The 23,947-nt window shown below is 65.0% G+C and carries 20 protein-coding genes; 8 read left to right on the top strand and 12 right to left on the bottom strand.

The genetic code is table 11. The annotated features are described in order from the left end of the window. The first annotated feature begins 1 nt into the window (after position 1). Positions 2 to 799 carry an ABC transporter ATP-binding protein gene (locus tag A9971_RS27910; protein ID WP_011061466.1) on the top strand — a complete coding sequence of 266 codons (798 nt, stop codon included), beginning with the start codon at positions 2 to 4 and terminating at the stop codon, positions 797 to 799. Positions 800 to 964: 165 nt separating this feature from the next. Here the strand turns inward: A9971_RS27910 and A9971_RS27915 are convergent, their stop codons facing one another. The 5 genes from A9971_RS27915 to A9971_RS27935 are packed head-to-tail and all read right to left on the bottom strand — an operon-like array spanning position 965 to position 5,410. Continuing rightward, positions 965 to 1,729, bottom strand: coding sequence for an ABC transporter permease (locus tag A9971_RS27915; protein ID WP_011061467.1), 765 nt, complete (start codon positions 1,727 to 1,729; stop codon positions 965 to 967). Further along, complete coding sequence (locus tag A9971_RS27920; RefSeq protein WP_183000246.1) at positions 1,729 to 2,928, bottom strand: ABC transporter substrate-binding protein; 1,200 nt, start codon at positions 2,926 to 2,928, stop codon at positions 1,729 to 1,731. The genes A9971_RS27915 and A9971_RS27920 overlap by 1 nt, the downstream gene beginning before the upstream one ends. Further along, positions 2,894 to 3,733 carry an ABC transporter ATP-binding protein gene (locus A9971_RS27925; protein WP_011061469.1) on the bottom strand — a complete coding sequence of 280 codons (840 nt, stop codon included), beginning with the start codon at positions 3,731 to 3,733 and terminating at the stop codon, positions 2,894 to 2,896. The genes A9971_RS27920 and A9971_RS27925 overlap by 35 nt, the downstream gene beginning before the upstream one ends. After that, on the bottom strand, positions 3,730 to 4,800 hold the full coding sequence (locus tag A9971_RS27930; RefSeq protein WP_183000247.1) for an acyl-CoA dehydrogenase family protein: 1,071 nt from the start codon (positions 4,798 to 4,800) through the stop codon (positions 3,730 to 3,732). Before A9971_RS27930 ends, A9971_RS27925 begins: the two co-directional genes overlap by 4 nt. A 49-nt stretch (positions 4,801 to 4,849) precedes the next feature. After that, positions 4,850 to 5,410 carry a carboxymuconolactone decarboxylase family protein gene (locus A9971_RS27935; RefSeq protein WP_125062341.1) on the bottom strand — a complete coding sequence of 187 codons (561 nt, stop codon included), beginning with the start codon at positions 5,408 to 5,410 and terminating at the stop codon, positions 4,850 to 4,852. A gap of 104 nt (positions 5,411 to 5,514) precedes the next feature. Here A9971_RS27935 and A9971_RS27940 point away from each other — a divergent pair, with 104 nt between their 5' ends. Continuing rightward, entirely contained in the window at positions 5,515 to 6,426 is a 912-nt protein-coding gene (locus A9971_RS27940) for an AraC family transcriptional regulator (protein ID WP_053151810.1), read from the top strand. A gap of 18 nt (positions 6,427 to 6,444) precedes the next feature. Here A9971_RS27940 and A9971_RS27945 read toward each other — a convergent pair whose 3' ends face one another. The 5 genes from A9971_RS27945 to A9971_RS27965 are packed head-to-tail and all read right to left on the bottom strand — an operon-like array spanning position 6,445 to position 10,219. Next, positions 6,445 to 7,116, bottom strand: coding sequence for a methionine ABC transporter permease (locus A9971_RS27945; RefSeq protein WP_015635740.1), 672 nt, complete (start codon positions 7,114 to 7,116; stop codon positions 6,445 to 6,447). Then, a complete protein-coding gene (locus tag A9971_RS27950) occupies positions 7,113 to 8,090 on the bottom strand; it encodes a methionine ABC transporter ATP-binding protein (RefSeq protein ID WP_011061473.1) in 978 nt (325 codons plus the stop codon). Before A9971_RS27950 ends, A9971_RS27945 begins: the two co-directional genes overlap by 4 nt. After that, on the bottom strand, positions 8,087 to 8,896 hold the full coding sequence (locus tag A9971_RS27955; protein ID WP_011061474.1) for a MetQ/NlpA family ABC transporter substrate-binding protein: 810 nt from the start codon (positions 8,894 to 8,896) through the stop codon (positions 8,087 to 8,089). Before A9971_RS27955 ends, A9971_RS27950 begins: the two co-directional genes overlap by 4 nt. 28 nt (positions 8,897 to 8,924) lie before the next feature. Continuing rightward, on the bottom strand, positions 8,925 to 9,962 hold the full coding sequence (locus A9971_RS27960) for an isopenicillin N synthase family oxygenase (protein WP_015635743.1): 1,038 nt from the start codon (positions 9,960 to 9,962) through the stop codon (positions 8,925 to 8,927). A 41-nt stretch (positions 9,963 to 10,003) separates the two neighbouring features. Continuing rightward, on the bottom strand, positions 10,004 to 10,219 hold the full coding sequence (locus A9971_RS27965) for a molybdopterin-binding protein (RefSeq protein ID WP_011061476.1): 216 nt from the start codon (positions 10,217 to 10,219) through the stop codon (positions 10,004 to 10,006). 222 nt (positions 10,220 to 10,441) lie between these two features. Here A9971_RS27965 and A9971_RS27970 point away from each other — a divergent pair, with 222 nt between their 5' ends. The 6 genes from A9971_RS27970 to A9971_RS27995 all read left to right on the top strand — a co-directional run bounded on the left by A9971_RS27970 (position 10,442) and on the right by A9971_RS27995 (position 19,922). Further along, positions 10,442 to 11,263 carry an aldo/keto reductase gene (locus A9971_RS27970; RefSeq protein ID WP_123473437.1) on the top strand — a complete coding sequence of 274 codons (822 nt, stop codon included), beginning with the start codon at positions 10,442 to 10,444 and terminating at the stop codon, positions 11,261 to 11,263. 202 nt (positions 11,264 to 11,465) lie between these two features. Further along, positions 11,466 to 14,303 carry an ATP-binding protein gene (locus A9971_RS27975; RefSeq protein WP_015635745.1) on the top strand — a complete coding sequence of 946 codons (2,838 nt, stop codon included), beginning with the start codon at positions 11,466 to 11,468 and terminating at the stop codon, positions 14,301 to 14,303. Further along, complete coding sequence (locus tag A9971_RS27980) at positions 14,290 to 15,480, top strand: EAL domain-containing protein (RefSeq protein WP_011061479.1); 1,191 nt, start codon at positions 14,290 to 14,292, stop codon at positions 15,478 to 15,480. The genes A9971_RS27975 and A9971_RS27980 overlap by 14 nt, the downstream gene beginning before the upstream one ends. 106 nt (positions 15,481 to 15,586) lie before the next feature. Continuing rightward, complete coding sequence (locus tag A9971_RS27985) at positions 15,587 to 18,766, top strand: hybrid sensor histidine kinase/response regulator (protein WP_183000248.1); 3,180 nt, start codon at positions 15,587 to 15,589, stop codon at positions 18,764 to 18,766. Between the two features lie 74 nt (positions 18,767 to 18,840). Then, on the top strand, positions 18,841 to 19,488 hold the full coding sequence (locus A9971_RS27990; RefSeq protein ID WP_041118370.1) for a response regulator: 648 nt from the start codon (positions 18,841 to 18,843) through the stop codon (positions 19,486 to 19,488). 26 nt (positions 19,489 to 19,514) lie between these two features. Next, positions 19,515 to 19,922 carry a TIGR03067 domain-containing protein gene (locus tag A9971_RS27995; protein ID WP_183000249.1) on the top strand — a complete coding sequence of 136 codons (408 nt, stop codon included), beginning with the start codon at positions 19,515 to 19,517 and terminating at the stop codon, positions 19,920 to 19,922. Between the two features lie 22 nt (positions 19,923 to 19,944). Here the strand turns inward: A9971_RS27995 and A9971_RS28000 are convergent, their stop codons facing one another. Beyond that, the gene (locus A9971_RS28000) at positions 19,945 to 22,221 is read right to left on the bottom strand and encodes an ATP-dependent DNA helicase (RefSeq protein ID WP_183000250.1); all 2,277 of its coding nucleotides are present in this window, start codon (positions 22,219 to 22,221) and stop codon (positions 19,945 to 19,947) included. After that, complete coding sequence (locus A9971_RS28005; RefSeq protein WP_169891544.1) at positions 22,218 to 23,864, bottom strand: VRR-NUC domain-containing protein; 1,647 nt, start codon at positions 23,862 to 23,864, stop codon at positions 22,218 to 22,220. Before A9971_RS28005 ends, A9971_RS28000 begins: the two co-directional genes overlap by 4 nt. Positions 23,865 to 23,947: the final 83 nt, after the last annotated feature.

Here is a 23,947-nt window from a genome sequence, read left to right on the forward strand (position 1 = left end):
CATGAATGCGATCGCCCAACACGCCCCGCTCCCCACTCATCTCCACGCCCGGACCGGGGCGTTACAGATCCGCGGCCTGAACAAGAGCTACCGGATCCAGGGCCAGGCCCTGCCGGTGCTGCAAGGCATCGACCTGGACGTCCAGCCCGGAGAGTTCGTCAGCATTGTCGGTGCCAGCGGCTGCGGCAAATCCACCCTGCTGCGGCTGATCGTCGGCCTGGAGGGTGACTATCAGGGGCAGATGCTGCTGGACGGCAAGCCAGTGACCGGCACCAGCCTGGAACGGGGCATCGTGTTCCAGGACCATCGGCTGTTTCCCTGGATGACCCTGGCCCAGAACATCGCCCTGGCACTGAAGAACCACCCCTTGTCCGAAGCCGAGAAACAGCGCCGGGTGGCCGAGCATATCGCCCTGGTCAACCTGCAAGGCTTCGAGCAGGCCTACCCCCATCAGCTCTCCGGCGGCATGGCCCAGCGCGGCGCCATTGCCCGGGCGCTGATCAACCAGCCCAAGGTGCTGTTGCTGGACGAACCCCTGGGGGCGCTGGATGCCCTGACCCGGGTGCGCCTGCAGCACGAACTGCAACGTATCTGGGTGCAGCAGCGCTGCACGGTGATCATGGTCACCCATGACATTGAAGAAGCCCTGTACCTGGGGGACCGGGTAATCGTCATGGACGCGCATCCGGGGCGGATCAAGCATGAGATCCGCGTCGACCTGCCCCATCCCCGGGACCGCTCTTCACCCGTGTTGCAAGGCTACAAAGAGCAGTTGCTGGAGGAACTGGTGGGGCATTGATCGTCCCGGCACCCCGGCGCTGCGCCGGCTCCTACGCAGGTAGCGCCGCGATTACGCTGGGCCGTAGGAGCTGGCTTGCCAGCGAAGGCGCCCGCAGGGGCGGTGCAAGGCTTGAGGGCCTATTCGCCGGCAAGCCGGCTCCTACGGGGGTTCCACCGGCGGGCCTCAGGCGTGGGACCAGCGGCGATGCAGGCCACGGGCCAGGGCGTCGAGGGCAAAACCCAACACGCCGATCAGCAGCACCATGGCCATCAGTTCCGAATAGGCCAGGCGGTCCCGGGTGTCGAGGATGAAGTAGCCCAGGCCGGCGCTGACCCCAAGCATTTCGCAGGGCACCAGGACGATCCACAAGATGCCGATGGACAGCCGTACCCCGGTCAGCACATGCCCCAGCACCCCGGGCAGGATCACCTTGCGCAGGGTCTCCCAGCGGGTGGCGCTGAGGCTGCGGCTCAGTTGCAGCCAGCGCGGGTCCAGCTGGCGCACGCCGGCCGCGGTGTTGAGCAGGATCGGCCACAGCGCGGCGAACGCCAGGAGGAAGTAGATCGGCTGGTCCCCTACCCCCATCAGCATCACCACCACCGGCATCCAGGACAGCGGCGAGATCATCCGCAGAAACTGGAACGCCGGGGTGGTGGCTGCCTCCAGGTGCCGGTAGCTGCCCACCAGCAGGCCCAGGGGCACGCCGATCAGCAAGGCCAGGAGCAAACCCACCAGGATCCGCTTGAGGCTCACCAGCACATGCTCGTACAGCTCGCCACGCCCCAGCAGTTCCAGCAGGCTGGCGAAGGTCGCCTCGGGGGAGAAACGCGCAGCCAGGCCGTTGCCATCGCCCAGCAGGTGCACCCCCAGCCACCAGCCCAGCAGCAGGCTCGACAGCCCGGCAAGCCCCAGGAGCCAATGGCTCAGGGAAGAAGGTTGCTTGCCCATCAAAGACCGAACTCCTCGCTGCGCTCGAAGCTGTCCGCCAGGCCGAAGGCCTTCAGCCCGCCCACCGAGGCGATGGCGTTGCGCACGAAGCGATCGTCCACCAGGTCCTTGGCGGTGTGTGCCGGGTCAAGGCCGGCCAGAAAGCCCTTGTCGCCCTCGATCAGGGTGTCCTTGAGACGCTTGACCAACTCTTCGGTGTAGCTGGGGAACGGATACGGCTGGAAGTCGATGCGCTGCTCGTCCCAGTGGCTGTGCTGGATCGCGCCGCTGGCCAGGTAGGCCTCGCGGTCGGCCGCCGCTGGCGCCAGCACCCGGTTGAGCACCTGGGGCGCATGGGGCGTGTAGCGGTTGGCGCCATCCTTGGACAGCAGTTGCGCGGCCTCGGCGCGGTGGTCGCAGGTCCACAGCTGGGCCTTGACGATGGCGTTGACCACCTTCTGCGACCATTCGGGACGGTTGTCCAGGTCATGCTCGTGCATGAACACCACGCAGCAGGCGTGGTTGCGCCACACGTCCCCGGTAAAGCGCTGCACCCGGCCCACCTTGAGTTCCTCGGCCAGGGCATTGAACGGCTCGGCGACGATGTAGCCGGCAATCCGCTTGCTGGCCAGGGCTGGCGGCATGTCCGAAGGCGGCAGCACCACCAGGTTGACCTCGTTGGCCCCCAGGGCGCTGCCGGCGGCCTTGCTCACCGGCACCAGGCCGTTGTCGCGAAACAGTTGCTGCACCACCACGTTATGGATCGAATACCAGAACGGGATCGCCACCGACTGCCCCGCCAGTTGCTTGACCTCGGTAATGCCCGGGGCCACGGTCAGGCCGGAACCGCCGACGTGGTTCCAGGCCACCACCTTGGCCGGCACCCGGCTGCCGTAGCGGGCCCAGACGGTCATCGGCGACAGCAGGTGAATCACGTTGACCTGCCCGGAAATGAACGCCTCGATCACCTGGGCCCAACTGCGCAGCAGCACCGGACGCTCGGCCTTGATGCCCTCGGCCTCGAACAGGCCGTTGTTGTGGGCCACCAGCAAGGGCGTGGCGTCGGTGATCGGCAGGTAGCCGATGCGCACCGGCGCGTCCGGTTCCTGGGCGGCGCGGGCCTGCAGGCTGTTGAGCAGCGGCAAGGCGCCGCCGGCAGTCAGCAGCGCGCTGAGCTTGAGAAAGTCACGACGGGTATGAGTGAAGTCGTCCAGGCACATGGTCAATCTCCGACGGTGCAGGCAAAGGGGAAGTGTGGGGGTTGCGGCTCGCCCGCCGAAGGGTCTTGAGAATCTCGATGCGCAGCGCGCCCAGTTCCTCGATCCGCTCGGCGCGCGGCGCCGGCAGCTCGATGTGCCACTGGCCGAGGGTGCGCGCCGGGCTGTTACCCAGTAGCAGCACCCGATCGGACAGCAGCAGGGCTTCGTCGATGTCGTGGGTGATCAGCAGCGCCGCGGTGCGGTGCTGGCCGATCACCTTGAGCAGCAGTTGCTGCATGTCGGCGCGGGTCACTTCGTCCAGCGCGCCGAAGGGTTCATCCAGCAGCAGCACCTGGGGCTGGCGCGCCAGGCAGCGGGCCAGTGCGGTGCGCTGGGCCATGCCGCCGGACAGTTGGGCCGGATAGCGCTGGCGGGCGTGTTCCAGGCCCACTGCGGCAATCGCCTGGTCGATGCGCTCCTTGCGCTGGCGCGGGCTCAGGTGCGGCTGGCGGGCAAAATCCAGGCCGAAGGCGACGTTGTGCTCCAGGTTCAGCCAGGGCAGCAGGCTGGGGTCCTGGAATGCCACCGCGACCCGCGGATGAGGGCCGTCGAGGGGCTCGCCCAACAGGCTGACCTGCCCGGCGTGGGGCTTCTGCAGGCCGGCCAGGACCCGCAGCAGGCTGGACTTGCCGACCCCGCTGGGGCCGAGAATGGACACCACTTCGCCGGCCTGCAGGTGCAGGTCGAAATCCTCCAGCACCGTGTGCCAGCCTTGCGCCGCGGGGTAGCCGAGGCTGATCGCCTGTGCGTTCAACAGGCCGCTCATGCTGCCGCATTCCGCGCCTGGCGTTGCAGTTCGGCGCGCAGTTGCACCAGGCTCGGAGTGACGATGGGCACGAAGGCCGACTCCCGCCAGCGCCGGGCAAAGCCGCTGCCGAACTCGCTGAGGTAGGCCTTGCCGCCGCTGGCCTGCAGCTCCAGTTGCACGGCGTTGGCGGTGGCTTCCGCCAGGGCGATGCGCACCCGGAACAGCACCCCGGGTTGGCTCAGGAAGCGCCCGTCGAGCAGGCCGCTCTTGAGTTCGCCGACGGTCTGTTCCAGGTGCTGGCGTTGTTCCAGCAAGGGTTCGTGGAGGATCGAACGGGCGCCCTCGACGTGCTTTTCCACCTCGCTCAGGGCCCGGCGCGCCAGGCCGATGGCCAGGGCGCATTGCAGGCCGAGAAAGGCCGGGCGCACCGCCGGCAGGAACACTCGGGCATCCTCGTGCAGCAGCCAGTCACGGGCCACCGCCACCTGGTTCAGTTCCAGGGCCGCGGTGTTGCTCGATTGCAGGGCCATCAGTTGCAGGTCATCGGAGCGCTGCAACCCGGGCAAGGCATCCGGGATCGCCAGGATGAACGGCGCGCCGCCCTCCTCGCGCTCGATGGCCGCCGCCACCACGAACCCGCTCTTGCGCAGGTTGGTGACCCAGTGCAAACGACCGTTGAGGCTCCAGCCCTGCTCCTGTTCCCGGGCCCGGACCTGCAAGGCCTCGATTCCCGAGAGAAACTTCATGGCATTGGACAGCCCGGTGGCACCGGCCAGCTCGCCGCTGAGCAACGAGGGCAGCAGGCGCTGGCGCAAACCGGCATTGGGGCTGTGCAGCAGGTATTCGATAAAGGCTCGCTGGCCCCAGCAGACAAAGGCCGCCGCCAGGGAATGGCTGGCCACGCTGGCCATGACTTCCAGAGCATCGGTCAGGTCGCCGCCGCTGCCGCCCTGAGCCGGGTCGATACCGACCCGCAGGACCTCGGCGCCCGCCAGCCGGGCGAGGACCTGCTGCGGGTCGCACTGGCCCTGGTCGAGTGCCTGGGCCTGGGCATCCAGCCATTCACTCAATTGCGCATCGAGCATGTGGTTTTCTCCTTGAAAGGGGGCGCCGCGCAACCGCCGGCGCCCTGGCTCATTGACCTTGCACTGACCAGCGATACTTGGCCAGCTCGGGGTTCAGTTCAGTGCCGGCGAACACGTTGGCGAAGTTGCACAGGGTGGCCAGGCTGATGCCCAGGATCACTTCCAGGGCATTGCCTTCGCTGTATCCTGCCGCCTTGAACTGGGCATAGCCGGCGTCGCTGACCTTGCCCCGGGTGGCGATCACTTCCCGGGCAAATGCCGCCAGGGCTTCCAGCCGGGCTTCGGGCAAGGTGCTCTGCTCGCGCAGGGCGCTGACCACCGGGTCCGCAAGTTTGGCCTTGTTCAGGGCCACCGAGGTATGACCTGCGACACAGAAATCGCAGCCATGGGTGGTGGCGGCCACCAATTGCACCACTTCACGCTCCGCCAGGCTCAACTGGGCCTTGCCGTTGAGGGCGGACACCGTGACGTAGGTTTCCAGGGCCGCCGGGGCATTGGCCAGGATGCCCAGCAGATTGGGGATAAAGCCCGAGTTCTTCAGCGCGTTCTCAAGAAAGGGCCGAGCGGCTTCTGGAGCCGTGTGCAAGGTGTGTAGAGTGACGCGGGACATGGAGTGGACTCCTGCTGTGTAGGTGTGCGTCAAGTCTGTTGGTTATAAGAATTCCGATCCATATTCTAAAGTAGCGATTACTTGCTTCTGAGTGTTTCCCTTAGATGATTTCGTCAAGCCCACTGGTTGATTGGTTATTAGAAGGCCTGGAACTCGATGCCAGCCTGTTTCACGTCGGACGCTACTGCGGAGGCTGGCACGCCAGCACCCAGGGCCTGGCCCGGGCCAGCTTCCACCTGATCGTCCAGGGCCATTGCTGGCTGCATATCGACGGCGCGCCCCAGGCCCTGCGCCTGGATGCCGGGGACGCGGTATTCCTGCTGCAGGACCTGGGCTACCGGCTGTCCAGTGCCCAGCAGGCTGAAGCGGCGCAGCAACTGCCGCGCACGCCCATGGCGCCCCTGGAGCCGGGAGCCCAGGACGGTGTGGGGCTGGTCTGCGGCTTTTTCCATTTCAAGCCCGGGCTGTCCTCGCTGATCATCGACAGCCTGCCGGGCTGGCTCATCCTGCGGGCCGGCGACCCGTCCCTGAGCGCCGCCCGGGCGCTGTTCCAGCTGATTCTCGAAGAATGCCAGCGCACCCCGGCGCCCTCCTCGGCGCTGCTGGAACGCCTGAGCCATCTGCTGTTTTTGTATGTGCTGCGCCAACAGGTCAACGCCAACCAGGACCTCGGCGGCCTGGTGGCCCTGGCCCGCCACCCGGGGTTTGCACCGCTGCTGGAGCAGTTGATCCAGCGCCCCGGAGAAGCCTGGCCCCTGGAGAGCATGGCGGCCCTGACCGGGCTTTCGCGCTCGGCGTTCTTCAAGCGGTTCAATGAACTGGCCGGGCAATCCCCGGGGCAGGTACTGCTGGCCCTGCGCATGCGCCACGCCTGCCAGTTGCTCAAGGCCAACCAGACAGTGGAGCAAGTGGGCGCCGCCGTGGGCTATCAGTCGATCGCCGCCTTCACCCGGGCCTTCACCAAGGCCGTGGGCCTGCAGCCCGGGGCCTATCGCAAGCAACACGAAGGGCGCTGAAACGCGCCCCGAATGTACTTAGCGGCGATGGGCCAGGGCCCGCACCAGGCGGTCGCCGCAGCTCTGTACCCCCTGTACCAGCAGCACCAGGACCAGCACCGTGGCCACCATGATCTGGTTGTTGAACCGCTGATAGCCGTAGCGGATCGCCAGGTCCCCCAGGCCGCCACCGCCGATGACGCCGGCCATGGAGGAAAAACCGATCAGCATCACCAGGGTCAGGGTCAGCCCTGCCAGCAGGGCCGGCAAGGCCTCCGGCAGCAAGGCCTTGAAGATCACATGGCCGATGTGCCCGCCCATGGCCAGGATCGCCTCGACCCGACCGCGGTCCACTTCATCCAGGGCGTTCTCGACGATTCGCGCAAAAAACGGAAAGGCGCCGATGGTGATGGGCACCACCGCCGCAGTGCTGCCCAGGGTGGTGCCCACCACCAGCCGGGTCAGGGGGATCAGCGCAATCAGCAGCACCACGAAGGGCAGCGAGCGCCCCAGATTGACCAGCCCGCCCAACAGCCGGTTGAGCCTTGGCATGGGGTACAGGCCGCCCTTGCGGCTGATGAACAGCAGCACCCCCAGGGGCAGGCCGATCAACAGGGTGAACAGCGAGGCCAACAGCACCATGTACAGGGTTTCACCCGTGGCAGTCAGCAGCAGCTGCGCCAGTTCCTGCCAATCGAGGCTGCGGTTCACAGGCGTTCACTCCGAATTCCTCGCTGGGCCAGGGCCGTCAGCAGTTGTTGGAATTTGCCGGCGTCGGCGGGGGCGGCGGCGATGCGCAGGCGCCCTACCCGCCGGCCGCCTACCGCTTCGACACCACCGGCCAGGACCTTGAGCTCCAGCGCCTGCTGGCGGCTCAGTTGTTCCAGCAGCGGCGCCGCGCGCTGGTTGTCGAAAAAGGTCAGTTCGGCCTGGGGCTGGCTGCCGTTGAACGGCAGGTTGTAGCCCGGCAATAGCGCCCGGCCCAGGGCCGACTGCGGGTTGCCCAGCAGCTCGGCCACCGCCCCGCTCTCCATCAGCCGGCCGCCCGCCAGGGACGCGGCGTGGCTGCAAATGGCCTTGACCACTTCCAGCTCGTGGGTGATCAGCACAATGGTCAGCCCCAGCTCGCGGTTGATCTGCGCCAGCAGTTGCAGGATCGACGCCGTGGTTTCCGGGTCCAGGGCGCTGGTGGCCTCATCCGACAGCAGGTAACGCGGCCCGGCGGCCAGGGCACGGGCGATGCCCACCCGCTGCTTCTGGCCACCGGACAGTTGCGAAGGATAGGCCTGGGCCTTGTCGCCAAGACCCACCAGTTCCAGCAGTTCCAGAACCCGCGCGCGGCGCTGGCTTTTGCCCAGGCCGGCAATTTCCAGAGGCACCGCGACGTTGTCCTCAACCGTGCGCGAATGCAGCAGGTTGAAGCCCTGGAAGATCATGCCGATGCCCTGGCGCTGCCGGCGCAGCTCGCTCGCGGACAAGGCGCCAAGGTCCTGGCCGTCCATCAGGATGCGCCCGCTGCTGGGCCGCTCCAGCAGGTTCAGGCAGCGCAACAGGGTGGACTTGCCGGCACCGCTGCGCCCGAGAATGCCGTACACCGCCCTGTCGGGAACCGTCAGCGAAACCCGATCCAGTGCCGCGGGCTGGCCTTCGCCGTAGACCTTGCAAAGCTGCTGGACCTCGATCATGGCTGGCGGTCCGTGACGGGAATCACCGAGCCCGAGTAGGTGCGGGTAATGAACGCTGCTACTTCCGGCGAGTTGAGGTCCTTGGCCAACTGACGGATGCGCGGGTCATCCTGCAGCTTGGGGGTGGTCACCAGGATGTTGGCGTAGGGATTGTGCTCGGCCTTTTCCAGGCCCAGGGCATCCTTGGCCGGCACCAGCCCGGCCTCCAGGGCGTAGTTGCCATTGATCACCGCCAGGTCCACGTCGTCCAGGGCCCGGGGGATCTGCGGCGATTCGATCTCCAGGATCTTCAGCTGTTTCGGGTTGTCGGCGATGTCCCTGGGGGTCGCCTGATCCCGGGCCGGGTCGGTGAAACCGGGCTTGAGGCGGATCAACTGGTAGCTCTGCAACAGGTACAGCGCGCGGCTGAGGTTGGTGACATTGTTGGGCACCGCGACGCTGGCGCCCTGGGGCAACTGCTCGAAGCGCTGGTGACGCTTGGAATAGATCCCCAGGGGCTCGATGTGCACGCTGGCAGCCACGGCGAAGGGCTGGCCCAGGGCCTGTTCCTGAGACTTGAGGTACGGCAGGTGCTGGAAGTAGTTGGCGTCCACATCGCCGTGGGCCAGCAGTTCGTTGGAGTTCACGCCATTGGGAATCTCGATGATCTTGAGCTGCAATTGCGGGTCGAGTTTTTGTACGTAGGCGAGGATCTCGGCATGGGGCACCGGGTCGGCGGCTACCCGCAACGGCTGCGCCGCAGTGGTCGGCAGGGCCGCCCCCAGGCTGGCCAGCAACGCCAGGGTCAAGACGGTGTTCTTCAGCATGGCAGCGTCCTTGAGCAGCGGATGAAGGTCAGGCACTCAGTGCCTGGGGCACCAGGGCATCGGGGTAGAAACGCCGGGCCACGTCCGGATGCGAACGCAGGCGGCCCTTGAGGTAGTTCCAGCCCACTTCGCGAAACAGCGGGTTGTCGGGGTCGCTGGCCGGGCCCCGGGCTTCACGCAACAAGGCTTCGGGCAAGGGATACAGCGGCACCCGGGCATCGAGTTGGGCACCGAGGAAAAACGCGATGGACAGCCGCTGGCGATCCGCGGGCGGCGACTGCACCCGGTGCACGGTGGCGCGCAGATAGCCGTGGGTGGCCAGTTCCAGCAGCTCACCGATGTTCACCACCAGGGTGTTGTCCCGGGGCGGCGCGTCGATCCAGCGGCCCTCCTCTACTTCCACCTGCAGGCCGGCCTGCTGGTCCTGCAGCAGAAAGCTGAGGAACCCGGAATCCTTGTGGGCTCCCACGCCCTGGTTGCTCTGCCCCGGCGCGCGGCCAGGGTAGCGGATCAGCTTGATGTGCTCGTTGGGCCGTTCGCCGTACAGCCCATCGAAGGCCTGTTCCGGCAGTGACAATGCCTGGGCAAAGCCGCGCAACAGGCGCAGGGACATGCCGGTCATTGCCTGCTGCCACTCCAGCAGCACGGGTTTGAACGCCGGCAGTTGCGCCGGCCATTGGTTGGGGCCCTGCAATCGGGTCCAGGGCGGGCTGTGGGGATCCAGGGGCAAGGCCTGGCGCTCGGCCCCCAGGTCGAACTGTTCCCGCAGGTCCGGCTGGCCCCGGGTGATCTCCGAAGCCGCCTGGTTATAGCCGCGAAAGTGCGGCGAATGGATCATGCCCACGGCCGCCTTGTCGGCCTCGGGCAAGGCAAAGAACGCCCGCGCCTGGTCCTGCACCCGGCGCAGCAGGCCACTGTCGACTCCGTGCCCGGTCAGGTAGAAGAAACCCACGTCCCGCGCCGCCTGGCGCAAGCCGTCGAGAAAGATCCGACGCTGCTCCGGGTGGCCCTGCAATTGGCTCAGGTCCAGGACCGGCAGCGCGGTGATATCCAGCGAGTGCGGCATGCTTCACTCCCCTGTGAATGGACGATGTCCGCAGGTGCGGCTCAGAGCTTGGCGATGGAGACTTCGGTGGACTTGACGAAGGCGATCACTTCGCTGCCGACCTTGAGTTCCAGGTCGCGCACCGAGCGGGTGGTGATCACCGAAGTGACAATGCCCGAGGCGGTCTGCACGTCGATTTCCGAAACCACCTGGCCTTCGTGGATCTCCTTGATCACGCCCTTGAACTGGTTGCGTACGTTGATCGCTTGAATGGTCATGCTGAAAAGTCCTTTGCTGGCACCGGGCTCAGGAGTTGAGCGGCTGGGGCTAAACATGCGCCTTTGGCAAAAGCCTTAAAAGGAATAAATAATTAGATAGTTATTTCTTTTTTGAATATGAAAGATCCAGCCTCCCGCCCTCGCGCAGCCTTGACCCTGCCCGCCGGCTTTGCTTCCCTGTGCCCTGCACTGATCACTCTCGACAGATACCAGGAGGTAAGCATGCGCACGTTGATGCTGGCAGACACGCAGGTTCCGGTGATTGGCCAGGGCACTTGGCGGATGGGCGAGGACCGCCACCTGCGGAATCAGGAAGTCGCGGCCCTGCGCACCGGCATCGACCTGGGCATGACCCTGATCGACACCGCGGAGATGTACGGCGAAGGCGGCGCCGAGGAAGTGGTCGGCCAGGCCATTGCCGGGCGCCGCGACCAGGTGTTCCTGGTGAGCAAGGTCTACCCCCACAACGCCAGTCGCAAAGGCCTGCCCCTGGCCTGCGAGCGCAGCCTGAAACGCCTGGGCAGCGACTTCATCGACCTGTACCTGCTGCACTGGCGCGGCCAGTATCCCTTGGCGGAAACCGTGGACGCCCTGGAGCGCCTGCGCGAAGCCGGCAAGATCCGCCGCTGGGGAGTCTCCAACTTCGATGTGGCCGACCTGGACGAACTCGACTCCCCGGCCTGCGCTACCAACCAGGTGCTGTACAACCTGGAGTCCCGGGGTATCGAGTTCGACCTGCTGCCCGCCTGCCAGCAACGGCGGATGCCGCTCATGGCCTATTGCCCGATCGGCCAGGGTGGCGCCTTGCTGGCCGAACCGGTGCTGCTGCAGGTCGCCCAGCGCCATGGGGTCACCGCGGCCCAGGTGGCCCTGGCCTGGCTGCTGCGCCAGGACGGCGTGCTGGTGATTCCCAAGGCGGTGCGCCCGGCACACATCCGTCAGAATGCCCAGGCCGGCCAATTGCAATTGCCCGACGAGGACCTGCAGGCCCTGGATCAGGTGTTTGCTCCGCCACGGCGCAAGCAGCGCCTGGAAATGGTCTAGGCACAACACCGACGCAACGAGCATTTTTCAAACCGCGAAGGCTGCACGATAGTCATTGAAAAAATGAACAGGCGAGGAAAGTTGCGAGGTTCGACGGATAAGGAAGTGCCTGAACACTGTAAGTGCCACAAACCTACTTTGTACCCGGCGATTTAAGAATTGTCTGATCCCTGCTTGGCATGCCCCCAATTACAGTTGGCGCATGAGATTAAAAAGCTACCTGCATCAGATCAATCCCCTATTTTCCAGTCCTGAAGCAGCCCGCCGGCTGCTTCGTGTCGTGGCGCTGATTTTTCTGGTCGGCCTGTTCGGCGCGGTCTACAACTTTCTTCGCTCCAGCCTGCACAACGAACTCTCACAACGGCAAAGCTACATGAGCAGCGCCATTGCCGAGGCCCAGGCATTCTTCACCAGCCGCTCGGCCCTGTTGGAAAGCCTGAGCCTGGCGGCGGTCTACGACCCTGGGGAACATATCAGCCCCCCAGGCGCCAGCGGTGCCTCCCAAGAAGAGACGTACCTGCAACTGGGTGGACCGCAGGGCAACCAGTGGGGGATCTGGCTGACCCTGCGCATGCGCAACTACCTGCAAAACAAGCAACTGAACCTGCTCTACATTCCCGGCACCCGCGATCTGCAGGTGCAACGCCTGTTCAGCACCCGGCCACAGACCAGCGATCTGCCCGGCGGGTTGCTGGACAAGCTGATCGCTCTGCAGCCCGAGCAGATCCCTGTCGGCGAAGAACTTTGGCTGATGGACAACTCCGCGGCGGGCGCCCATCTGTACATCTTCACTCGCCTTGACGAACGCTTCGCTCACTCCGGCTGGCTTGGACTGGAGATGGACGGCAAGAGCGTCTCCGCCGCCCTCAGCGACCAGAGCGCCGGGGATTTCATGATGTTCAATTCCCAGGGCGGGCTGATTTTCAGCAGTGCGCCCAGTGCCCGACTGAGCGCCGACGTACGCCACGTCCAGGGCGGCAGTTTCTTCGGCTTTCTCGGCGGCCGCTGGTGGCCCGACCATCTGGTGATCCGCAAGCAGCTGGGGGCTACCGACTGGCAGCTGGTGTACTCCTTCGACCTGCAGAACCTGCTCAAGAGCCTCTGGCCGCAGTTGCTGGCGGCGCTGCTCATCAGCCTGACCGGCATGGCTCTGATCGGCCTGCTGACCCACTGGGTCGAAGTGCGCCTGATCGCCCCCGCCCTGCACCGGATCCAGGCCCTGGTCGAAAGCGAGGCCTTCAGCCGCGACGTGATCCAGATCGCCCCGGTGGCACTCTGTGTATTGCGCCGCAGCGATGGCCGGGTGGTGCTGGAAAACACCCTGTCCCAGCAATGGCTGGGCAACGGCAGCGAACGCGACCAGCTGTGTTCCGGGTGGATCGAGCAGGCCTTCGACCCGGCCCGCCCCAACAGCTCGGACTACTTTGAAACCGCCGACGGGCGCCATCTGTACCTCAGCTCCGCCCCCACTCGCTACAACGGTGAGGACGTGCTGTTCTGCGCCTTCAGCGATATCAGCGCTCGCAAGCAGATCGAGGCGGCGCTGGAAGAAGCCAAGCGCCTGGCCGATACCGCCAATGAAGCCAAGACCCTGTTCCTGGCCACCATGAGCCACGAGATCCGCACGCCACTGTATGGCGTGCTCGGCACCCTGGAGCTGCTGTCGCGGACCCAGCTGGACAACCAGCAGAAGGATTACCTGCAAGCCATAGAAGGCTCTTCCGGTACGCTGCTGCAGTTGATCTGCGACGTGCTCGACGTGTCCAAGATCGAAGCCGGGCAACTGGCCCTGGAGCTCAGCGAATTCTCCTCCCTGGATCTGGTGCACGAGATCATCCAGGGCTACGCGGCGGCCGCCCAGGCCAAGGGCCTGCAGTTCTATGCCTGTGTCGACCCGCAGTTGCCGGAGATCCTGCTCGGCGATGTCACCCGGATCCGCCAGATCCTCAGCAACCTGCTGAACAACGCGGTCAAGTTCACCGATACCGGGCGCATTGTCCTGCGGGTCCGCACCGAAAGCCGCGATGGCGAGCGCAGCAACATCCTCTGGCAGGTTTCCGACACCGGCCGGGGCATTGCCCAGGACGACCAGACACTGATCTTCGAGCCCTTCTACCAGACCGAAGGCAACACCAACGTGATCGCCGGCACCGGCCTGGGCTTGCCGATCTGCCAGCGCCTGACCCAATTGATGAACGGCAATATCCGCATGGTCAGCGAGCTCGGCCTGGGCAGCAGCTTCACCCTGACTCTGCCGCTGGAGGCCTCGGCCGTGCAGGGCGACACCCCGCTGATCAGCCCATTGCTGCCGGAGATGGTCTATGTGGTGTCCCCGGTGCGTGAACTGGCCGAATCGGTGGCGGGCTGGCTGCGCCGCTGGGGTGCCCGGGCCCAGTTCAGCCTGCCGAGCCCGTCCGATCGGGCCCGGGGCAACGTACTGATCGAACTACACCCCGGCAGCGTGGAGCAGCGCCTGGAACCCGACTGGCAGGGCCCCCTGGTGCTCGCCAGCGGCGATGGCCATAACGAACCGCGGATCGACGGCGGCAGTTGGCAGATCAACACCAACAACCTGCGGGCGATCCATCAGGCCGTCAGCCAGGCCCAGGGGGTCTGGGTGGCCCAGAGCGAGGATCACTCCGATCACCGCGAGCTGAAAAAGCTCAGCCTGCATGTCCTGGTGGCCGAAGACAACGTGATCAACCAGTTGATCCTCAAGGATCAACTGGAAGAACTGGGGTGCAGCGTGGAGCTGGCCTCGAACGGTGAAGAGGCCCTCTGCATCTGGAAGGCCGGTCGTTTCAACGTTGTGCTGACCGATGTGAACATGCCGAAACTCAACGGTTATGAACTGGCCCAGGAGCTTCGGCGTCAAGGCTGTTCGATCCCCATCATCGGGGCAACGGCCAATGCAATGCGCGGAGAAGAAGAGCTCTGTCTTGCAGCCGGGATGAACCACTGCCTGGTGAAGCCCTTTGCATTAAGAGCGTTGTTCAACTATCTGGCGCCCTATGAAAGAGCCCCCCATGAAGTCCTGTAGCATTTTGATCGTCGAAGATCAGCCGTTTCAGTACATGTACCTGCAACACTTGTTCAACGAGCTGGGGCCCTACCAGCTGGAGGTGGCAAGCAGCGGCAAAGAAGCCCTGGAACGCCTCAAGCAGCGGCACTTCGACCTGGTACTGACAGACCTGCTGATGCCCGGCATGGATGGCGTGCAGTTCATCCAGAGCCTGGCCACCCATCGCGTGCGCCCGGCCCTGGCCATCATGAGTGCGTCATCCCGGCGCATGCTGATGGGCGCCAGCCTGGTGGCCCGCAACCTGGGGCTGAAGGTCATCGGGTTGATTTCCAAACCCGTGAACCTGGCTGCACTGCGTGCACTCACCGCTCAGTTGCCCGGGCTTGCCAATGACAGCAGCCCCCCACAGATCGGGGTCGAATGCAGCCCAGAGACCCTGCGTGAAGCCCTGCGCAACGGGCAGATCCAGGCCTGGTTCCAACCCAAGAAAGCCTTGAACAACGGTCGCATCGTCGCCGCCGAAGCCCTGGTGCGCTGGATCCACCCACAACACGGCATGCTCCTGCCTTGCGACTTCCTGCCGGCACTCACCGTGGCCCGCCTCGAAGAAGAACTACTGTGGCTGATCCTGGAGCAGGCCCTTGAGGCCCAGGTGCACTGGCGCGAAGACGGCTATGACATCCCGGTGTCCATCAACCTGCCGACCCACCTGCTCAACAGCGCCGACCTGGCCGACCGCCTGTACGACTTCGTTATCCAGCACAACGGTGTGCCGGCCAGGATCTGCTTCGAACTCATGGAATGTTCGACCCCGGAGCACATCAGCAACTTCTACGCCGGAGCCTGCCGCCTGCGCATCAAGGGCTTCGGCCTGTCCCAGGACGACTTCGGCAAGGGCTACAGCTCCTACATGAACCTGGTATCGACACCCTTCACCGAATTGAAGATCGACCGGGGGCTGGTCCAGGGCTGTCACAACAATGAAGAAATAGCCCAGGCCCTGACCTGCATCATCGCCCTGGGCCGGCAACTGGGCCTGACGGTCGTCGCCGAAGGCGTGGAAAGCGCCCACGAACTGGCTCTGTTGCGCAAGATCGACTGCACCCAGGTGCAGGGCTTCCTGATTTCCCATGCGGTCTCCTCGCAACAGTTTCAGCAACTGCTGGCCCAAGACGGGCCGGCCACGGTGTATTAACCGATGAACCCATTGCCTGCCCGCGCAACAGTCACTCATCGCTGACGGTCCTGCCCCAGAGATAGGAATCTCGGCAGGGCCCTTATATGTGTTTGGGAAATCAGTGATGAAAGAAAGCAGCACCTTGCTGCAGAACCTGGCTCGCAGCTCGCCCCGATTGAACATGGGCATACTGCTGGGCCTGGCGCTGCTGCTGTTCGCCACCCTGTACTGGACCCTCGAGCGTCTGTTCGATGAACAGAACAGCAACGTGCGCTTACATTTCGCCCAACTGATGGAGAACATCCAGGAGCAGGAGCTGTTTCTCAAACGCCTGGCCGCGCGCCATTCGATCGACGCCCTGAGCCTCGACGCCCCTCATCACCTGAACCTGCAAGCCTTCCCGCCCACCGCAGGCCAGCAATCCCCCTTCGCAACGCCCTTCAGCCTGAGCTTGTACCCCCAACAGCCGGCGGCCGGCGAGCTGCCCAGGGTGTTCGCCCTGGAGCTACAACTGTCGAGCTTCTACAGCGCCTTCTGGTCAGGCTCGCAGCATGTCGCTCCGCGAACCTTTGTGTTCAACACCTTCGGCCATTTCGACATCAGCCACCCCGGGGAAAACACCACGCCCGACACCAAGGTGGCAGACCAGGTGCTGCACCAGCAGCTCGTGAAGAGCGACGGCTTTGCCGACCACCAGATCCATTGGCAACAGTACAGGCCGCCCGCGTCGGAAGCTCTACCGACCAGGTTCCTGGCGTACACCAACCTGCATGAGCCGGCTGCACTGCTGGATGTCCAGGGAGGCAACGACTGGAGCGTGGTCGCGTCACTGCTGAGCCTGGATGACCTCGATTACCTCGAGCACACCAGACACTGGTCGATCTACGACGACTTCACCCTCATCGAGCCTTCCGGCACCGCCCTCACCGGCGACCCGGCGCCTGCCGACGTGCTGGGTGAAGGCCTCAACTTCGGCCTACAGGGGATGATCGTCAAGGTGACCAGCCAGACTCCGCAGCTGTGGACCGGGCTCTATGCCATCAGCTACAGGAACTACCTCGACTACGCGCTGTGGGCCATGCTGAGCCTGCTGGCCCTCGGGGTAGGCAGCATCGCCTGCGGCTGGGCCACCAGCCGCTGGTACCGCAACAAGGTGGTGGTCCCGGCACAACGGGCGCAGCAATGCCTCAATGAAAGCGAAGACTTCAACCGTGTGGTCATCGACACCGTTCCCTCGGGGCTATGCGTGGTGAGCCGCGACAACCTCCAGGTTATCCTGCAGAACCGTCAGGCCGAGCAATGGCAAGGCACGGCGCAACTGCTGTCTCGGCTGGCCCAGGACCGCAGCCTGATCGACGGCGGCGAAACCAGCCTCGACATCGACGGGCGCTACCTGCAGGTAGAGTTCGTCTCGACCCGCTACCAACGCCAGGATGTGCTGGTGTGTGCCTTCAACGATGTCACCCGGCATGTGGAAGATGCCAAGGCGCTGGACCGGGCCAGGCGCTCGGCGGACGCCGCCAATACCGCCAAGACCCTGTTCCTGGCCACCATGAGCCATGAAATCCGCACCCCGTTGTACGGCGTGCTCGGCACCCTGGAACTGCTAGGCCTGACCCACCTGGACAGCCGCCAGAGCGACTACCTGCAGACCATCCAGCGCTCCTCCAGCACCCTGTTCCAGTTGATCAGCGACGTGCTCGACGTCTCCAGGATCGAGGCCGGACAAATGAGCATCGATCCGCTGGAGTTCTGCCCGCTGGACATGCTGGAGGATGTCTTGCACGCCCACGCTGGCTCTGCCCAGCGGCGCGGCCTGCTGCTCTATGCCTGCATCGACCCCAACCTGCCGGACCTGTTGCTGGGGGACGCCGCGCGAATCAGCCAGATTCTCAACAACCTGCTGAGCAATGCGATCAAGTTCACCGACAGCGGCCGGGTGGTGTTGCGGGTCCGGGTGCTGGAGTTGCGGGACCAGCAAGCCCGTATCGAATGGCAGGTCACCGATACCGGGATCGGCATTTCAGCCCAGCAGCAACCCCAGCTGTTCGTCCCCTTCTTCCAGGTACGCGACGCCTCCAACGAAGCCGGGGCCGGCCTCGGGCTGGCGATCTGCGAGCGCCTGTGCCAGATGATGGGTGGGCAGATGCAGGTGACCAGCGAGCCGGGGCTGGGCAGTAGTTTCTCTTTGCGCCTGACGCTGCGCTGCCTGCCAGGAGGGCTGCCGCCATTGCTGCCATGGCCCGAAGGTGCGCCAGTGTATGTCAGGGCTCCGGTGCCGGAGTTGCTGAAAAACACCTGTGACTGGCTCGGCCGCCTGGGAGTGCCGGCCTATCCGGCCCCCCTCGGCTGGAACGACGAGCCGCAGACTGGCGTGCTCATCGACATGCTGCCCCGGGATGGCCTGGCCTCCTGGCCTGGCCCATGCGTCAGTGCCGTCTCCGGGGGCCGTAGTGGTCGCCTGCCGCAGGCCACCTCCTGGCAAGTCGACGCCCATGATATTCGCGCCATCGCCCAGGCCGCGGTGCTGGCCCACCAGGGCCTGCCCCTGTGTCAGACACAGCAGAGAGCCGGCCGCATGGGCCAACTGAACCTGCGCATCCTGGTGGCCAAACATAGCCCGATCAACCAGGCAATCATCAAGGAACAACTGCAGGCCCTGGGCTGCCAGGTGACCCTGTCGGCCAATGGCAGGCAGGCCCTGGAACACTGGCAGCCACAGCGCTTCGACATCGTGATCACCGACGTCAATATGCCACTCATGAACGGCTACGAGTTGGCGCGGGAGCTGCGTCGCCGTGACCCGCAACTGCCGATCATCGGCGTCACCGCCAACGCATTGCGCGAGGAAGGCATCCGCTGCCTCACCGCCGGCATGAACACCTGGATAGTCAAACCCATGAACCTGCAGACCCTACGGGGGCATCTGTCGAAGTTGTGCCCGACCGGCACCGCGACCGCACCGCCCAGCATTCCGCCGGCCGCACCGTCCCGGCCTCCCCCCGACACAGCGCAAGGCGACCGGATTCAAGTCACCGAGAAAATGCGCCCGCTGTTTCTCAGTACCATGCACGAGGATCTGCGGCGGCTGGCCGAGGCGCTGGACAGCGGCGCCGGCAAGATCGCCGCCGCGCGACTGCACAGCATCGCCGGCGCCATGGGGGCGGTGCAGGCAGCCCCACTGGCCAAGGCGTGCGCCGAACTGGAGTGCCGATTGCTGGAAGGTGCTCTGACTGCGGATTTGCAAGCCGAGGCCAGGCAACTGATGCAACGCTTGTCCAGACTCCTGTTGCCCCTTGAATAATGACCTGCTGGGTTTAATGTACCGACGGTCCCTAGCTCCTTTACTAATTTGCGTATTGCAAGGGTGTGTTTGCCATGGAAAAACTGAAAGTAGTCATCGCTGACGATCACCCTATCGTGTTGCTCGGTGTGCGTGAGCTGATGGAGCGTGATGATCGCTTCGAGATCGTCGGCGAAACCCTGTCTTCCCAAGGCCTGATCCAGAAGCTGGAAAGCTGCCAGGTGGATGTGGTCATCACCGACTACAACATGCCCGGGGACTCGCCCTACGGTGACGGCCTGAAGCTGGTGGAATACCTCAAGCGCAACTTCCCGCACGTGCAGGTCCTGATCCTGACCATGATTTCCAATCAGTTGATCCTCACCCGCCTGCGGGAGTTGGGTGTGGTCGGGGTGATCCAGAAGAGCCAGTTGCACGAAGAAATCCAGATCGCCCTCAAGGCCATTGCCCAGAAAGCCGTGTATCGCAGCCTGGAGCCGGTCCCCAATTCGGTGCTGGAATCCAATGTCGCCATCGACGAGCGCATCTCCACCCTGTCGCCCAAGGAATTCGAGATTCTGCGCCTGTTCGTTTCCGGCAAAAGTGTCAGCGAGATCGCCCGCAGCCAGAACCGCAGCGCCAAGACCATCAGCGCGCAGAAGATCTCCGCCATGCGTAAACTGGAGGTGCAGAGCGACCAGGACCTACTGACCTACTGCATTGGCCGCAATATATTCAACTGATTCCCAGCCCAAGGAACTGCCTGAAAATGGATTTAACTTCACCCGAAGCCGCCGACCTGCTGGAGCTGCAACGCTTGCAAGGGGCCTGGGAACAGATCGCGATGGAAGACAGCGGCGTGCTCAACCCACCGGACGAACACAGCGCCCCCGGCGCCCTGACCTTTATCGAAAGGCAGGATTTTCGCGTGGTGACCCCGGCCGGTGAACTGCTGCTGGCCGGCACCTTTACCCTCGACAGCAGCACCCATCCCAAGTCGATCACCTGGACCGACTCCATGGGCGCGGACGCCGGCCAGGCGCTGCCGGCCAGCTACCAGCTGAGCGCCGATGAGTTCGTATTCATCGCCGCCGATGCCGGCCAACCCCGGCCAAGCCATTTCCACACGGGCCCGGGCCAGACCCTGCGCCGCTTTGTCCGCGCTCGCCAGGCCTGAACCGGCGCAACCCTCCTGCCCCCTAGCCGCCAGCCGGCGGCGCGTCCAGGGCCCACCAGCTCGGCAGCAGCTGGCGGACCCTGGGTTCGGCAAAGCGATCATCGATCAGCATCAGCACCCCACGGTCGGACTGGCCACGGATCACCCGCCCTGCCGCCTGCACCACTTTCTGCAGGCCCGGGTACAGGTAGGTGTAGTCATAGCCGGAGCCGAACAGCGCCGCCATGCGCTGCTTCATCTGCTCGTTCAGCGGGTTGAGTTGGGGCAAGCCGAGGGTCGCGACAAAGGCCCCGATGAGTTTCGACCCCGGCAGGTCGATGCCCTCGCCGAAAGCACCGCCGAGTACGGCAAAACCGATACCCTGCCCCTCTGGACGAAACTGCTGGAGAAAGTCCTGGCGCGAAGCCTCGTCCATGCCTCGGGACTGGCACCAGAGCACAATGTCCGGGTGCTCGCGCGCCAGTAACCCAGCCACCTGTTGCAGGTAGTCGAAGCTACTGAAGAACGCCAGGTAGTTGCCCGGGCGCGCCGCGAACTGCCGGGCCATCAGCTCGACAATCGGCGCCAGGGAAGCCTGCCGGTGGGCATAGCGGGTAGAAATGCGGCTGATAATCTGCACCTCCAGCTGCCCGGCGTCGAACGGCGATTCCACATCCAGCCACACGGTGTTGTCCGGCAGCCCCAGCAGGTCAGCGTAGTAACCTCGGGGAGTGAGGGTGGCGGAGAACAGCACCGTACTGCGGGCCGCCGCCAAGCGTGGCCCCAGCAGCGCCGCCGGCACCACATTGCGCAGGCTCAGGCGCGACAGGCTGCGCTTGGCGCCCAGGGCGCGCTTGCTGATGTCGAAGATGAACTGCTGCTCATCGAACAGCTCCGCCACTCGGGCAAACTGCAGCAGTTCGAAATACAGGCCCTGCAAACCGCTGTCCAGGCCCCGGGGCTGTTCGTTGAAATAGTCCCCCAGGGCCGCTACGCACAGGGCCAGGGCCTTGAGCAGCGCGGCAGGTAGCTGGGCATAGGCCTGATACTCGGCCACCTGCTCCTTGTGCAAGGCATTCCACTCGCGATTGAGCCGCTGCAACGGGCTCTTCAAGGCCTGGGGCGCGCTGCTGCGCACGCTCGCCAATTGCTGCTGGTCCAGGCTCGCGCTGTACATGCCACGCCCGCGCTCCACCAGGTTGTGGGCCTCGTCCACCAGCACTGCCACCTGCCACTGGTTGGCCTGGGCCAGGCCGAAGAGCAAGGCGCTGAAGTCGAAGTAGTAGTTGTAGTCGGCCACCACCAGGTCACTCCAGCGAGCCATTTCCTGGCTCAGGTAGTATGGGCAGACCTGATGCTCCAGGGCCACCTCGCGCAGCGCCTGACGATCCAGCAATGGCACCTGGCTGGCGGCCTGGCGTGCCGCCGGCAGGCGGTCGTAAAAGCCCTTGGCCAGCGGGCAGGACTCACCGTGACAGGCCTTGTCCAGGTGTTCGCAGGCCTTGTCCCGGGCCACCAGCTCCAGCACCCGCAACGCCAGCCCCGGCACCCCGGAGAACAGCACCCGGGCGGCATCCAGGGCCAGTTGCCGGCCCGGGGTCTTGGCGGTGAGAAACAGCAGTGTGTCCAGCTGCTGCGCAGCCATGGCCTTGAGCATGGGAAAGATCGTGCCCAGGGTCTTGCCGATGCCGGTGGGGGCCTGGGCCAGCAGGCAGCGCCCGGTGCTCACCGCCTTGTACACCGACTCGGCGAGCGGGCGCTGGCCGCGACGAAACTCGGCGTGGGGAAAGCGCAGGTCGCGGGTGGCCTGGTCCCGGGTCGCGCGATGGTGCATTTGCTGTTGCGCCCAGTGCAGGAACAGCGCGCACTGGCGATTGAAGAACACTTCCAGCGCCTCGGCGCTGTGCTCTTGCACCAGCGCGGTTTCGCCTTCGCTGAGCACATCGAAATACACCAGCGAGACACGGATGCTCGGCAGTTGCAGGCTCTGGCACAGCAGCCAGCCATAGACCTTGGCCTGGGCCCAGTGCAATTGACGATGGTTGTCGGGCATGCGCTCAAGGTCGCCACGGTAGGTCTTGATCTCCTCCAGCAGGTTCTGCGCCGGGTCGTAGCCGTCCGCCCTGCCCTTGACCAGCAGCTCGGCGTATCGCCCCTCCAGGGCCACTTCACTCTGGTAGCCGGGGTTGCGTCGCGAAGCCACGGTACGGTGCCCGGCAATGCCCTCCAGCGCCGTGGGCGATGGGGTGAAGCGCAGGTCCAGATCGCCGGCCTTGGCGCTGAATTCGCACAGGGCGCGCACCGCGACGCGATAACTCACGCGCTGGGGTCCTGCCACTGCACGTAGCACACCGCCACCGGCATCCGGTGTTCATGGCAGAAATCCAGCCAGCGCAGTTGGTTGTCCTGCAAGCGATCCCCCGGGCCCTTGACCTCGATCATCCGGTAGCGCTTCTGCTCGGGCCAGAACTGGATCAGATCCGGCATGCCGGCGCGGTTGGCCTTGATGTCCAGCAGCAGACGCTGGAACCAGTGCTTCAGGTGCTCGGCGGGCAGGCAGTCGAGGGCCTGGTCGAGCAACTCTTCGCTCAGCGCACCCCAGAACACGAAGGGCGACTGCAACCCCCACTTGGCCACGAAGCGCTGGCGGATGCTCTGCCGGTAACGGCCATCGTCGAGTTCTGCCAGGCAGGCCTGGAACAGTTCGCTGCGCCGCTGATGGAAGTCTTCGCTGAACAGGTCCACCGGCCCACGCTGGAACGGGTGGAAAAACGCACCGGGCAAGGGGGCAAAGATCGCCGGCCAGCACAGCAGGCCGAACAGCGAATTGATCAGGCTGTTCTCCACGTAGTGCACCGGCGCCTGGGGCTGGTGCAGATGGGCCTGGACATGCAGTTCCACCGCCAGGCCGTCGGCGTCACGCGCCAGGCACAGGTCCAGGCGCTGCACCTCGCGGTTGGCCGCCCGGGGCGCCGGCGGCCCGCCCAGCTTGCGCCGCAGCCGGGGCATGATCCGCAGCAGATGCTGGGCCTCGGCGGCGCTCTCGGGCGCGGCAGCGGCCTGCTCGGCCAGCGCCAGGGCGGCCTGGTATTCGGCGCTGCGCTCCAGCACCCGGATCAATCGCGATCGCGCGCCCGGGTAGGCGCACTCCTGGTAGATCTGCCGGGCCAGCGCCCACTGCGCCAGGCGCTCGCATTGCTGGCCGAGCTGAAACAGCAGCTTGGCCCGGCGTTTTTCCAGCCAGGGGTTGAGGGTCTGGAAGCGGGCAATGTGCGCCAGCACCTCGGGCAATTCGGCGCCGGCCTCGAACGCTTCCTGGCACTCATGCAGATAGAGGAAGCCGTCCACGTCTTCGCGGCTGCGCAGGCCACGGGCATCGGCACTGATCTCGACCTTCTCGTAGCTGTAGATGCCCAGGTCCGCGAGGACGAATTCCGACCAGTCCTGATACAGGTTGCCAAAGAACATCAGGCGCAGGCGATCGCACAGCGGCATCAGCGTCAGGCTCAGGAGCCGGTCTGGCAGCGCCGGGCACCACTGGGCGAATGCCTGGGGCGCCAGGCCCTGCTGGGTTAGCTCTTCCAGCCACTGGTCTTTCCTGGCCTTGGCCGCAAGCCCGTTGAAGCACTGCAGGATCTCGGCCTTTTGCAGCAGGCCGAACAGTTCCTCCAGGCAGAGCGGCGCCTGCTCATCGACCCAGCCCAGCGCCAGCAACGGCTCCAGGGCCGCGGCGCTGTCGCCGATCTCCGGGTAGCTGAGCTTGCTCAGGCGAAAGTGCCGGCCCTTGCGCATCACCATGCGCACCAGCAAGGCCTGGGAAGGCTCGGCCAGTTGCGCGAAATCAAGGATGAAGCGCTGTTCATCGGCGCTCAGCACATCGGCATAGCGCAGCTGCAGCCAGTTCAATACCTGGCGGAAGTTGTGCAGGTAATAGAGGGGGTTTTCGAGGGGATTGGAAGTCACTGAACGCAAGCGCCACGGCTGATCGGATACTGGTTATGCATACAGATAACAGCCGGCGACCGGGTCTGGCAAACACTATTGGA

It is taken from the genome of Pseudomonas sp. UME65 (genome assembly GCF_014170225.1).
Classification (GTDB): Bacteria; Pseudomonadota; Gammaproteobacteria; order Pseudomonadales; family Pseudomonadaceae; genus Aquipseudomonas; species Aquipseudomonas protegens.